The sequence below is a fragment of the Citricoccus zhacaiensis genome (assembly GCF_014645315.1).
GTDB lineage: Bacteria > Actinomycetota > Actinomycetes > Actinomycetales > Micrococcaceae > Citricoccus > Citricoccus zhacaiensis.
On record NZ_BMLQ01000001.1, the window covers coordinates 478030 to 490614 of the forward strand.

The window sequence follows — 12585 nt, forward strand, 5'->3', positions numbered from 1 at the left end:
ATCACGGGCCCTCCTGCGCGCCAACGGCACAGCGGCCACTCGGGTGGAAGTCTACCGGTTCAGCCGAAGGCGCAAACCTGAAATTGGCCTGAGGGGATGGGTAGTTCTCCCCATGCACGCCGGTTGCGGTGGGCGGACCTCAGTCGACGACGAGGCCGTTTCCGGAGCCGGGCATGAGGATGGACGGCCGGATCTCGCCGAACCCCCGGACCATCCGCGGGGGCTGCGGGACCAGGACGAACCGATCGTCCGCCTCCAGTGCCATGGCCGTCATCGCGTCCACCAGGACAGTGCCGGGATCCGCGAGCGCGGTCAACCGGGAGGCGAGGTTCACGGTCGGGCCGTAGATGTCCCCCAGCCGGGAGAGTACGCGGCCCCACACCACGGAGACACGGGACGAGGGCAGCACGGGGTCGTCGGCCATGGCCTGCGCCAGCGCGAGGCCGATCTGGGCGCCGGCCTCCGGCGTCTCGGCGTTGAACAGGACCTCGTCACCGACGGTCTTGACCAGCCGGCCGCCGCCGATCGAGATGATCTCGGCGCACTTGTTCTCGAAACGCTGCACCATCTGGGCCAGCGTGCGCTCGTTCATCTGCCGGGACAGGGACGTGTAGGAAACCATGTCCGCGAAACCCACCGCGCGGGCGAGCGGCAGCGGGGCATCGTCTTCAGAGCCGTCCCGGCCCACGGCACTGGCAGCCAACCCCGCCTCCACCCGGACGGTGAGCCGCTGCAGCGCCGAGTTGAGCTGCCTTCGGTAGGAGTAGGCCATGACCTCTTCGAGCGGCTCGATGATCTCCGGCAGCATGCGGACCACCTCGCGGCGGGCGAGCGGGTCCGTCATGCCCTCGCTGATCTTGTTCTCCACGAGGGCCTCGATCTGCCACACGACCATGCGGTCCGTCATCTGGCCGATGGAGCGGGTCAGCGAGATGGCCGTCTCCTCGTTGAGGATCCCGCGCCGGACCAGGTCGATCATGGTGCCGATCGCGTCGGTGTCCTGCTGCGTGAACGCCCGGTCCTCGTCCTTGACGTTGGGGAAGCCGAGGGCGCGCCAGAGCTTGCGGGCCGAGATCAGGGAGACGCCGAGTTCACCGGCCATGTCCCGCCGAGTCATCGATCGGGGACCACCCAGCAAGTCCTTCTCCAAGGCCGAGATCGCCTGGGTCCAGGTGGTGACCTCCTGCTCGTCCTCCAAGGCCAACGCGGACGTGGCGGTGGTGTCCGGGGCCGCCTGCGGCCGGCCCTGGCGCTCCACACTCTCGGCGGGGACCTGCTCCATCTGCGCGGTCCGCCGCAGCGGAGCATCGGCGAGCCCGTCCCCGGATGCCGAGGCAGGACCGGAGGGCTGACCGGCCGCGGGCTGGACGCCCTCGGTCAGCAGGCCCAGATCGCCGTGGTCATCCAGGGACGTCGTTTCGGGCAGGTCGTCCCAGTCGTCCATCGGACCGGTGTACTCAGCCACGGTAGCCACCCCTCATCATTGGTCCTCGTGCTGATCCTGGTGCCGGTCCTGGTGCCGGTCGTAATTCCGGTCCTGGTGCCGCCGGTGGACCGGCCGTCCCGGCGTGGGCGGAGATCTCCTGGCGCAGGGCGCCGACCTCCCGGAGGATCAGTTCCCGGAAGCGCGCCGCCTCGGGCATGTTCGCGAGCACCCACGAGCCGCCGGCCCCGTGGTCCACCAGAAGGTCCCCGGAACGAGTCATCTTCTGCCCGCGGCGCTGGCGCAGGCGCACGTCATAGACGGAGAGCAGGTGCAGGGAACGCTCCCTGGACGTGCCGATTCGCGCCCGTTGCAGGATGCGGCGCGTGGTCAGCAGGGTGCGGCGGTTGAACCAACGCGAGGCGGGGCGCAGGCAACCGAAGAGCAAAGCCACTGCGGCCAGGATCCAGGCCACGACCACCAGCCAGCTGCGGGATTCCACCAGAAAGTCCGCCAGGTCCGGCCGTGCGAGGAAGCCCTGCACGTAGCCGGTGGCCAGGGCGATCAGCATCAGGCGCAGGACGGGCATGGTCAGCGCACGCGGGTGCGAGCGGGTGCGCACGCGTACCTGCTCACCGGGTGCCAGCCTCAGTCCCACGTCGGGCCTTTCTTTCCAGGAATCGTCGGGTTGCCTCGGACGGCTGCGGTCCGGCTGCAGTCCGTCAGCGGCGCAGGTGCACCACGTCAGCGGCGGAAACCTCCAGCAGGTCACCGCGTCGAGTGGTGCCGGGCACCGCTGTGTCCATCTTCCCACGGTCGGCCGGCGCCACGAGGAGGGTTCCGCCGGGGCCCAGCGCTCTCGCGGTCCCCGCCAGCCGGGAACCGTCCGGCAGGTGCACGGTCACCTCGGTGCCCAGGGTCGCCAGCTGGCCCACGACGCCGGCCGCGGCCGGGTGTGCCCCGTCCACCTCTCCGGGGTGCTCGCGGACCGCGCGGGTGAAGTCGTCCAGGCGCGCCGACAGCGCGCCCAGCACGGCATCCAGCAGGTCCGGTGCCGAGGGCACGGCACCCTCGGGCACCCACTCGGCGACCGACGTCGCCGTGGGGACCGGTGCCCCGCCGGGACCAAAGTCCAGGTTGAGGCCGAGTCCCAGCACGATCCCGGACTGGTCCGGCAGCACCGAGGCGAGGATGCCGCAGAGCTTGCGGCCGTCCTCTGCCAGCAGGTCGTTGGGCCATTTCACCTGGGCCGGGACTCCGAGACTCCGCAGCTTGGCACTGGTGGCGGCAGCCGCCACCAGCGTGACCCAGCTGAAGTGCTCCACGGGCAGTTCCGGACGCAGCACCACGGAGACGGACAGGGCCGTCCCGGGAGCGGTGGTCCAGCCGCGCCCCCTGCGGCCCCGGCCGGACCGCTGGTCCAGGGTGGCCAGGGCGGACAGGTGCGGCCACCGCCCGGGTTGGGCCGCAGCCTGGACGATGAGTTGTTCCTGCGTCGAGTCGGCCTGCTCCAGCCAGCTGATGGTCATGCTTCTAGGTATAGCGGGTGGTACTGGTCATTCGCTGGACCAATCCGGGGGCCACTGGCACCAATCTTGTGCGGTTCCTACAAGAGGTCGAGCCCCGGGCATCATTAGACTGGGCCCTGGCCGTGATGTTCACGGGGCGTGCCCCGAAACCACCGCCGCACCGCTTGTATGAAAGTTCCAACCGACGGAGGACCTGTGACCGAACCGGATCTGACCACCACGGCCGGCAAGCTGCAGGACCTGGAGCGCCGCCGGGCCGAAGCGGCCCTGCCGTCCGGCCAGGCCGCCGTGGACAAGCAGCACGACCGGGGCAAGCACACCGCCCGCGAGCGCGTCGAGCTGTTGCTGGATCCGGGATCGTTCATCGAGTTCGACGCCCTCGCGGTGCACCGCACCACCGCCTTCGGCATGGAGAAGAAGAAGCCGATCGGGGACGGGCTGGTGTCCGGCTACGGCACCATCGACGGCCGCATGGTGGCCGTGTACTCCCAGGACTTCACGGTCTACGGCGGCTCCCTGAGCCAGGTCAACGGCGAGAAGATCGTCAAGGTCCAGGAGTTCGCCGCCCGGAACGGCTGCCCGGTCATCGGGATCAACGACGGCGGCGGGGCGCGGATCCAGGAGGGCGTTGCCTCCCTGGCGATGTTCGCGGACATCTTCCGCAACAACGTCATGTCCTCCGGTGTCATCCCGCAGATCACCCTCATCATGGGCCCCTCGGCCGGCGGCGCCGCCTACTCCCCCGCCCTGACCGACTTCATCATCATGGTGGACAAGACCTCCCACATGTTCATCACCGGCCCGGACGTGATCAAGACCGTCACGGGCGAGGACGTGGACATGGAGACGCTCGGCGGCGCCCGCCAGCACAACGCCTCCACGGGCACCGCCGCCTACCTGGCCGCCAACGAGGAGGACGCCCTCGAGTACGTGCGCGAGCTGCTCGAGTTCCTTCCCTCCAACAACCTGGCGGAGGGGCCGGTGGAGCCCTTCGAGGAGGAGTTGGAGGTCACCGCGGAGGACCTCGAGCTGGACACATTGATCCCCGATTCGGCGAACCAGCCCTATGACATGCTCACCGTGATCGAGCACGTGGTGGACGACGCCCACTTCCTGCAGGTCCAGGAGCTCTACGCGCCCAACGTGATCTGCGGACTCGGCCGGGTCGAGGGGCATTCCGTGGGGATCGTGGCCAACCAGCCGATGCAGTTCGCCGGCACCCTGGACATCAACGCCTCGGAGAAGGCCGCCCGCTTCGTCCGGTTCTGCGATGCCTTCAACATCCCGGTCATCACGTTCGTGGACGTCCCCGGGTTCCTGCCCGGCACGGACCAGGAGTTCTCCGGGATCATCCGCCGCGGTGCCAAGCTCATCTACGCCTACGCCGAGGCCACTGTGCCGAAGCTGACCGTGATCACCCGCAAGGCCTACGGCGGCGCCTACATCGTCATGGGGTCCAAGAAGCTCGGCGCGGACCTCAACCTGGCCTGGCCCACCGCCCAGATCGGCGTGATGGGAGCCCAGGGAGCGGTCAACATCCTCTACCGCCGGGACCTCAAGGCCGTCGAGGAGTCCGGGGGCGACGTGGAGGCCAAGCGCCAGGAGATCATCGAAGGCTACGAGGCGGAACTGCTCAACCCCTACCAGGCGGCCGACCGCGGTTACGTGGATGCCGTCATCACGCCGGCCGAGACTCGGACCCAGATTGTGCGCGGCCTGCGGGCCACGTTCCACAAGCGCGAATCGCGGCCCGCCAAGAAGCACGGGAACATCCCGCTGTGAGTCGTCGGGACAGCCTCGACCACACTGAGAACCCCAACACCACTGCGACTGAGACAACCCGGGAGGCCATGATGGACACGCAGCACCCCACCCCTGAGACCAATCAGGCAGCGGAGCCGGCCCTGCTCGTCAAGGGCAACCTCGATGCCGAGGAGACGGCCGCCCTGACCGCGGTCATCCATGCCGTGGCCGCTCAGGCCGAACAGCACCGGCGTGAGGGTGCTGGACGCACCGACCGGGACCGCACCCTCGACCGGCGGCGCCGCCTCGGGCTGTGGGCCCGACCCGGCTCCGGCTCCTGGAAGCACGCCGCCGGACAACGCTGAGGCATGCTCCTGGTCAACATCGGCGATGACACGGGGTTGTGGTTCCCGGCCCGGAGACGTTGTGGTCATCTGCGGGCCAGCCGGACCGTGAACTCCGAACCTTGGCCGGGCCCCGAACTGGCGGCCGTCAACGTCCCGCCCTGGGCCTGGACCAGGGCCTTGCTGATGGCCAGACCCAGCCCGGATCCGGCAGGCCGGGCCTCCCGCCCCTCGCCGACTCTGTAGAAGCGCATGAAGATGCGGCCGAGGTCCTCGGGTGGTATGCCATCCCCGGTGTCCGTCACCGTGAAGACCACGTCTCCCTCACTCTCGGCCAGGCCCACGGTGACCCGGCCACCGGCCGGTGTGTGGCGCAGGGCGTTGTCCACCAAGTTGCTCAGGACCTGCTCCATCCGGGCCCGATCCATCAGCACCGGCGCCAAGAAGGCCGAGGGCATGGTGGCCGCGAGCTCCACGTTCCGAGATGTCGCCAGCTGCTGCGCCGCGGCGACCACGTCCACCACGACGTCGGCGGGGTTCTGCTTGTCGGGGCGCAGGTGGACCATCCCCTCCTCTGCCTGGGTCAGCGACCTCATGTCCTGGGCCAGATGTTCCAGGCGGCTGATCTGGCCCGCCAGGATTCCCGAGGTCCGATCATCCAGGTTGACGATCCCGTCCTCGATGCCCTCCAGGTGGCCCTTCAGGTTGGCCAGCGGCGTCCTCATCTCATGGGCCAGGTCGGCCAGCATCTGGCGCCTGGTCTGGTCGATCGCGTTGAGCTTCGCCGCCATGTCATTGAAGGACTCGGTCAGGTCGTCGAATTCCGAACCGAGCTGGCTGGGTTCGAGGCGGACGTCGTATTCGCCGGAGGCCACCCGGGTAGCCGCCCGTCCCACTTCAGAGATCGAGTGGCGGATCCGGCGCGTGATGAGAAAACTCACGGACGTGGCGATGACCATGGCCGTCAACCCGCCAATCGTCACGGAAAGCAGGCTCACGTCACGGAAGACGTCATCCAGTTGAAAGATGGCCCGCGCTGCCCTGCCATGTCCCTGCCGGAAGAGTTCATTGATGTACATCGTCGGCCCGAGGAGCAGGGACGTCGCTGCGACGACCGCCAGTGCGACCACCAGGACGATGGCCTGCACGAAGAGCAGCCGGGCAGTCAGGGACATGCTGCGTGGTTCCGACTCATCGGCGTCGGCGGCCTCGGGACCCCATTCCCACACGTCATCGCCCCGGAACTTCGCCATGCGGTGGTGGGGGTCTGCCGGGCCGCCGGTCAAGCCGGCCCCACCATGCGGTACCCGATGCCACGCACCGTGTGGATGTACGTCGGGTTGGCGGCGTCCTCGCCCAGCTTCCGCCGCACCCTCGCCAGATGGACGTCCACGAGGTGCTCGTCGCTCATGACCCCGCCACCCCACACCATCTCGATCAACTGGCGCCGGCTGAGGGCCTGATTGGGGTGGGCTGCCAAACTGGCCAGCAGGTCGAACTCGGTTTTCGTCAGCAAGACCGGTAACCCAGCAATCCGAACCTCCCGCGCAGACTCATCCACCTCCAGCTCGCCGATGGCGTACCTGCCGAGGCCGGATTCCTCGGAGGCTTGCACAGCCGCAGCCGAGGAGGACCGCGCACGCCGCATCATCGACTGCACCCGGGCGACCAGTTCGCGCGGGCTGAACGGCTTGGTCACGTAGTCATCCGCACCCAAGGACAGACCGACGATCTTGTCCACCTCATCGTCCCGGGCGGTGAGCACAAGAACGTGACACTCGGAGAAGACCCGTACCTGCCGCAAGACCTCAAACCCGTCAATGCCCGGCAGGCCGATGTCCAACACCAGGACGTCGGGCGAGTGCTCCCGGACAGCTTCCACGGCTTCGAGACCATCGGAGACCACCTCGACTCCGAAGTTGGCGTTCCGCAGGTAGTCGCCCACCAACCGGGCGAGATCGGGCTCGTCCTCGACGACGAGAACCCGCCCTGACGTGGAATCGGCCATGGTCCTGAAGTTTAGCCGGTGACCGCGCGCTGGGTGGCCTTGACGGGGAGTGCGACGAGCTTCTCCAGGGGTCCTTGGCCCACCATGCGATTCCAGAACCAAGCGAATCCGAAGGCCGCCGCCAGATGCACCACGAACCACAGGACCGGTTCGCTGTAGTGGATCTCCAGGGCCAGGGCGATCAGGTGGGCGGAGTACAGGGTCAGGGTCATGGTGCCCGCGGCGGCCAGCGGAGTCAGCCATCGGCCGGCGCGGTGGGCGATGAGCTGAAACAGCCCCACGGCCAGAAGGCTCATGCCGAGACTGGTGGCCAGGGCCAGGGGAGTGTTGGTGTGGGGAGTGGCGATGGCCAACCACCAGGCAGAGGTGTTCGGAAGGTAGTCGGGACCGTAGACGATGGCCTCGTCCAGGGCGGCCTCGCTCAACCCCGTCGCCAGCAGCGCCTCGTAGCCCCCAGCCATGTACAACAGGACAGAGGAAACCACCGATGCCAGGATGGCCAGAGCCGCGCCGATCCCGGCGATGATGCCCTGCACCTGGGTGCTGCGCAGGTTGAGACGGCCGAGGCCCATGCCAGCCAGGATGAATGTCATGTACGGCAGGGCCGGGTAGGTGCCGGTAAGCAGCAATTGGGAGACCACGGAGGCCGGCTCGGACAGCAGGTGTCCCAGCGTGGGGTTGTACGAGGTCCAATCCGGCAGCACCGGGATCATGGCCTGCATGAGGATCGGGGTGATGACGCCGAAGGCCGCTGCGCTGATGAAGAGTGCCTTGGGCCCGAGATGCAGGAACGGGATGGCCAGCAGGAAGAAGGCGGCGTAGTACAACATGATGCCGTACGCGGGCGGGCCCTCTTGCGGCATCACCGACGCGATCACCAGGGCGATCACGGCGATCATGACGGCCCTGACCGCCAGACCGGCCCGGTCCGCCCTGAGCCTGTGTCCCCGGTGCAGCTGCTGGCCCCCGGAGGACAGGGCCAGTCCGACGCCGGCCAGCAACGCGAACAGTGCTGCCGAATCGCCGGAGAACAGTTGCCACACCAGGGTCGGTTCGCCGGTCTCCTCGTCATAGTTGGGCAGCATGTGGATGGCCATCAGCCCGATCAGGGCAAAGCCACGCGCCGCATCGATGCCAATCAACCGCTTCCGGGGCGGGCTTTTCACCACCGTGGCAGAACCCGCTGCCGGGATATTCGCGGTGTCCTGGGGAATCTTGTCTGAGTCCATGCGTCCTGGAGTCCTTCTGTCTCGACCACCTGCCCATGCCGTGCCGTCGCCGCTTTCGGCGCCGATGCAACGCGTGCTGAGGCCCGTCACCGGTGACCTGGTGTGGATTCAGACTGGCGGAAGGACCTTGAGCAATGCCTTCGGTCTCTTGAAGATTTCATGAAGATACCTGCGCCCAAGGAACGGTCGCCGCCAGCACGCAGAGCGTGCCACCCCTGTTCGCCGCATCGAAGAGGTCCAACGCCTCAGCGGGTCACGGTATACCGTCTAGGGTCTTGCCATGACCAATGTGCCCTCAATCGCCGCCCAGCAGCCACGCCAGCCCAGTGACATCGACGCGCTCGCCAACCGCTACTTCGCTGACACCCTCGCCCTGCACCCCGAGGAGGCCACCGCGCTCGGCCACCCCGGCCACGAGACCGAGTACTCGGACTACTCCCCCGCCGGATCGGCCGCCCAGGACGAGCTGAACCGGGCCCTGCTGGAGGACCTCGACCGCCTCACTCCCGCCGACGACGTGGACCGCGTCACCGCCGCCGCGCTGCAGGAACGGGTGGGGCTGGAACGCCGGATCCATGCCACCGGCCGCACCGAGCTGAACAACCTGGCCTCCCCGGCCCAGGAGATCCGCAACATCCTGGACCTGATGCCCATGGAGACCGAGCAGGACTGGGCCCAGATCGCCGGCCGGCTGGCCAACCTGCCCAGTGCCCTGGCGGGATACGCCGAGTCCCTGCGGGCATCGCGCGACACCGGCCAGGTCGCCGCCCAGCGTCAGGTGGACATCGTCATCGAGCAGGCCGAGGCCCACTCCGCCCCCGGGGGTTTCTTCCCGGGACTGGTCGAGCGCGCGTCCGCGGCCGGCGTCGTGCCCTCCGCCCTGCTCACCGAGCTGGAGGCCCAGGCGAGCAAGGCCGGCACCGCCTACCAGGGGCTGGCGGACTTCCTGAAGGAGGAGGTGCGGGGCAGCGCCCCGGAACGGGACGCCGTCGGGCGGGACCTCTACCAGCTGTACTCACAGGAGTTCCTCGGCGCGCAGATCGACCTGGAGGAGACGTACGCGTGGGGACAGGAGGAGCTCGCGCGGATCGTCGAGGCCCAACAGGCCGACGCCGAGAGGATCCAGCCGGGCGCCACCATCGACGAGGCCCGCGCGATCCTGAACGCGGACTCGGCCCGCCGACTGCAGGGCACCGCGGCGCTGCGGGACTGGATGCAGGGCGTCACCGACACCGCACTACAGGAGATGACCCGCTACTTCGAGATCCCCGCCCCGATGGACCGGGTCGAGTGCATGATCGCCCCCACGCAGGAGGGCGGCGTCTACTACACGGGCCCCTCGGACGACTTCTCGCGGCCCGGCCGCATGTGGTGGTCCGTGCCGGCCGGGGAGGACTCCTTCACCACCTGGCAGGAGACCACCACCGTCTACCACGAGGGCGTCCCGGGCCATCACCTGCAGATCGGCACCGCCATGCTGGCCCAGGACGAGCTGAACGATTGGCGGCGCAATGGGCTGTGGACCTCGGGGCACGGCGAGGGCTGGGCCCTGTACGCCGAGAAGCTGATGGACGAGTTCGGCTTCCTGACGGATCCGGGCGACCACCTCGGCATGCTGGACGCTCAACGGATGCGTGCGGCCCGAGTGGTGTTCGACATCGGCGTGCACTGCGGCTTCGAGGCCCCGGCATCCGAGGGTGGCGGCGTGTGGACCCCCGAGCAGGGGTTCGCGTTCCTGACGAAGCACCTCAACGACTCCCCCGGACAGATCCGGTTCGAATTCATCCGGTACCTCGGCTGGCCGGGGCAGGCACCCTCCTACAAGGTCGGCCAGCGCATCTGGGAGCAGATCCGTGCCGAACAGGCCGACCGTGCTGCGGCTCAGGGCCGCGAGTTCGACCTCAAGTCCTTCCACACCCGGGCCCTGCGCCTGGGTTCCATGGGGCTGGACACCCTCCGCCAGGCGATGGCATGAGCGGCGATTCGGGCGCTGAGCTGAGCGCCGCGCTGGCCGCCGGACCGCAGGCCACCGAACGTCAGGACCACGACGGCGGCGCACCGGTATCGCGGCTGGTGCTGGCCTCGGCCTCGCCGGCCCGGGCCCGGATCCTCGAGGCCGCCGGCCTCCCCTTCACCGTGGTGGTCTCGGACGTGGACGAGGACGCGATCGCCGCTGCCCATCCGCTGGCCAGTCCGGCCGAGACGGCTCAGCTGCTCGCCCGGGCCAAGGCCGAGGACGTCGCGGGGCACCCCGAGGCGTCGGGCGCCCTGGTGATCGGCTGCGACTCGGTGTTCGAGCTGGACGGCGTAGCCTACGGCAAGCCCTGGGAACCTGAGGTCGCCCTGGAGCGCTGGCGGGCGCAGTCCGGCCGTACAGGCGAGCTGCACACCGGCCACTGGGTCGTGGACAACCGTGACCCCGCCAGCCGTGACGTCGAGACGCCGCTCACGCGGCCGGCCACCGGCGCGCTGTCGAGCGCCAGGGTGAGTTTCGCCGACGTCGACGAGGAGGAGATCGCCGCGTACGTGGCCACGGGCGAGCCCCTGCAGTGCGCGGGGGCCTTCACGATCGACGGTCGCGGAGCAGCCTTCGTCACCGCGGTGGAGGGAGACCCGAACGCCGTGATCGGCCTGTCCGTCTCCACGCTGCGCGGCCTGCTGGCAGAGTTCGGGATCTCTCTGGCGTCCCTGTGGGAGGCCGACGGCGCCTGAGCAGGGATTGCCGGAGCCGGCGGTATGCCTGCCATAACTGTGCACGCTGGCGGTGTGCCTGTTCTCACACGGCCGCAGGCACTTTTCGGGTGAGGCGGCCGAGGCCGCGGCGTTAACGTGGAGAGGCCCGTGCGGAGTGATCCGCCACCGTCCACCAGGAGAACGCCCATGGCCCCCACCCAGACCACCGAGGCGACCCTCACGGCGTCCGGCCTGGCGGCGCCCGAGCGCCCCGGTCACCCCGGCCACCCCCGTCACCACGGGCAGCCACCGGTTCCCGCGAGGACCGCGCGGCTGGCCATCTTCGCCCTGGCGATCGGCGCATTCGGCATCGGCACGGCCGAGTTCGCCACCATGGGCCTGCTGCCGTACATCGCCGAGGGCTTCGGCGCCACGATCACCGAGGCGAGCCACGCGGTGTCGCTCTACGCGATCGGGGTGGTGGTCGGGGCACCCCTCATCGCCGCACTGACCGCCCGGATGGAACGCCGGCGCCTGCTGCTGGGGCTGGCGGCCCTGTTCGTCATCGGCAGTATCGGTTCCACCCTGGCACCGTCGCTGCCGTGGATGCTGGTGTCACGCTTCATCACCGGGTTGCCCCACGGGGCGTTCCTGGGCATCGGTGCCGTGGTCGCGTCCACCCTGGTCGCCCCACACCGCCGGGCCACGGCCATGGCGAGGGTCATGCTCGGGCTGACCGTGGCCAACATCGTGGGTGTGCCCGCGGCGGCGGCCCTGGGAGCCCAGTTCGGCTGGCGGACCGCCTACGGCATGGTCGCCCTGATCGGGTTGCTCACGCTCGTGGCCGTGTTCGCCCTCGTCCCGCGCAGCAAGCCCGCCCTGGCCCCGTCCATCCGCGGAGAGCTCCGCACCCTCAAACGTCCCCAGGTCATCCTCACCCTCGTGGCCGGCTCCATCGGCTTCGGCGGGATGTTCGCCGTCTACACCTTCATCTCACCGACGATGACCGACCTCACCGGGCTGCCCGAGTCGGCCGTCCCCTGGGTGCTGGTCTGCTACGGAGTCGGCATGACCCTCGGCTCGCTCATCGCCGGCCCACTCGTGGACCGCTCGATCGAGAGGTCCGCCCTGCTCGGCGTCACCAGCCTGGGGCTGGTCCTCTTGGCGTTCGCCGCCCTGGCCCACGTCCCCGCCGTGGCGATCGCCTGTGTGCTGCTGCTGGGAATCGCCGGGTCCCTCTTCACGACTGCACTGCAGGTGCGCCTGCTACGTGAGAGCGGCGATGCCCCCTCCGTCAGCGCGGCCATGAACCACGCTGCGTTCAACTTCGCCAACGCCTTGGGCGCCTTCCTCGGCGCCGTCGTGGTGGACGCCGGGCTCGGGTACCGGTCGCCGGCATTGCTCGGCACCGGACTGACCGTGGTGGGACTGGCCGTCATGGTCCTGGCGGTGGTGACGCACCGGCGCGCTCGCACGGGGACCGCACCGTCACCTGGGAGCTAACACGAGCTCGTTTGTGGGATACCTACAATCGTTCCCGCGCGACGCGGGGAAAACGCGCCGGATCCTGTAGGAAACCCACGGCCGCGTCTAGGCTCGGCAGGTGGGCCGCTCCGGCATCAGGTCGGGTCCGGCC

The 12585-nt window shown here is 69.1% G+C and carries 11 protein-coding genes; 5 read left to right on the forward strand and 6 right to left on the reverse strand.

Going from position 1 to position 12585, the window contains the following annotated elements; translation table 11 throughout:
• Window positions 1–139: 139 nt before the first annotated feature.
• The 3 genes from IEX49_RS02090 to IEX49_RS02100 all read right to left on the reverse strand — a co-directional run bounded on the left by IEX49_RS02090 (window position 140) and on the right by IEX49_RS02100 (window position 2952).
• Window positions 140–1282: an adenylate/guanylate cyclase domain-containing protein gene (locus tag IEX49_RS02090; RefSeq protein ID WP_188804211.1), complete on the reverse strand. Its 1143-nt coding sequence runs from the start codon at window positions 1280–1282 to the stop codon at window positions 140–142.
• A 175-nt stretch (window positions 1283–1457) separates the two neighbouring features.
• Window positions 1458–2045, reverse strand: a complete 588-nt coding sequence (locus IEX49_RS02095; RefSeq protein WP_188803686.1) for a PH domain-containing protein — start codon at window positions 2043–2045, stop codon at window positions 1458–1460.
• Window positions 2046–2145: 100 nt separating this feature from the next.
• Window positions 2146–2952 carry a biotin--[acetyl-CoA-carboxylase] ligase gene (locus IEX49_RS02100; protein WP_188803688.1) on the reverse strand — a complete coding sequence of 269 codons (807 nt, stop codon included), beginning with the start codon at window positions 2950–2952 and terminating at the stop codon, window positions 2146–2148.
• A 168-nt stretch (window positions 2953–3120) separates the two neighbouring features.
• On the opposite strand from IEX49_RS02100, the gene IEX49_RS02105 reads away from it, so the two are divergent.
• Together IEX49_RS02105 and IEX49_RS02110 are read left to right on the forward strand one after the other, a co-directional pair.
• Window positions 3121–4734 carry an acyl-CoA carboxylase subunit beta gene (locus IEX49_RS02105; protein ID WP_188803690.1) on the forward strand — a complete coding sequence of 538 codons (1614 nt, stop codon included), beginning with the start codon at window positions 3121–3123 and terminating at the stop codon, window positions 4732–4734.
• A gap of 71 nt (window positions 4735–4805) precedes the next feature.
• Window positions 4806–5060 carry an acyl-CoA carboxylase epsilon subunit gene (locus IEX49_RS02110; protein ID WP_229672090.1) on the forward strand — a complete coding sequence of 85 codons (255 nt, stop codon included), beginning with the start codon at window positions 4806–4808 and terminating at the stop codon, window positions 5058–5060.
• 65 nt (window positions 5061–5125) lie between these two features.
• On the opposite strand, the gene IEX49_RS02115 is transcribed toward IEX49_RS02110, so the two are convergent.
• From IEX49_RS02115 to IEX49_RS02125, 3 genes are read right to left on the reverse strand one after another with little or no spacing between them, the layout of a single operon-like run.
• Complete coding sequence (locus IEX49_RS02115) at window positions 5126–6325, reverse strand: sensor histidine kinase (RefSeq protein WP_229672091.1); 1200 nt, start codon at window positions 6323–6325, stop codon at window positions 5126–5128.
• Window positions 6322–7047, reverse strand: coding sequence for a response regulator transcription factor (locus tag IEX49_RS02120; RefSeq protein WP_188803694.1), 726 nt, complete (start codon window positions 7045–7047; stop codon window positions 6322–6324). Before IEX49_RS02120 ends, IEX49_RS02115 begins: the two co-directional genes overlap by 4 nt.
• Window positions 7048–7058: 11 nt before the next feature.
• On the reverse strand, window positions 7059–8276 hold the full coding sequence (locus tag IEX49_RS02125) for a heparan-alpha-glucosaminide N-acetyltransferase domain-containing protein (RefSeq protein ID WP_188803696.1): 1218 nt from the start codon (window positions 8274–8276) through the stop codon (window positions 7059–7061).
• 280 nt (window positions 8277–8556) lie between these two features.
• On the opposite strand from IEX49_RS02125, the gene IEX49_RS02130 reads away from it, so the two are divergent.
• The 3 genes from IEX49_RS02130 (at window position 8557) to IEX49_RS02140 (ending at window position 12452) form a co-directional block, all read left to right on the forward strand.
• A complete protein-coding gene (locus IEX49_RS02130; RefSeq protein WP_188803698.1) occupies window positions 8557–10251 on the forward strand; it encodes a DUF885 domain-containing protein in 1695 nt (564 codons plus the stop codon).
• A complete protein-coding gene (locus IEX49_RS02135) occupies window positions 10248–10988 on the forward strand; it encodes a Maf family protein (protein WP_188803700.1) in 741 nt (246 codons plus the stop codon). Before IEX49_RS02130 ends, IEX49_RS02135 begins: the two co-directional genes overlap by 4 nt.
• 168 nt (window positions 10989–11156) lie before the next feature.
• Window positions 11157–12452, forward strand: coding sequence for an MFS transporter (locus IEX49_RS02140; RefSeq protein WP_188803702.1), 1296 nt, complete (start codon window positions 11157–11159; stop codon window positions 12450–12452).
• Window positions 12453–12585: the final 133 nt, after the last annotated feature.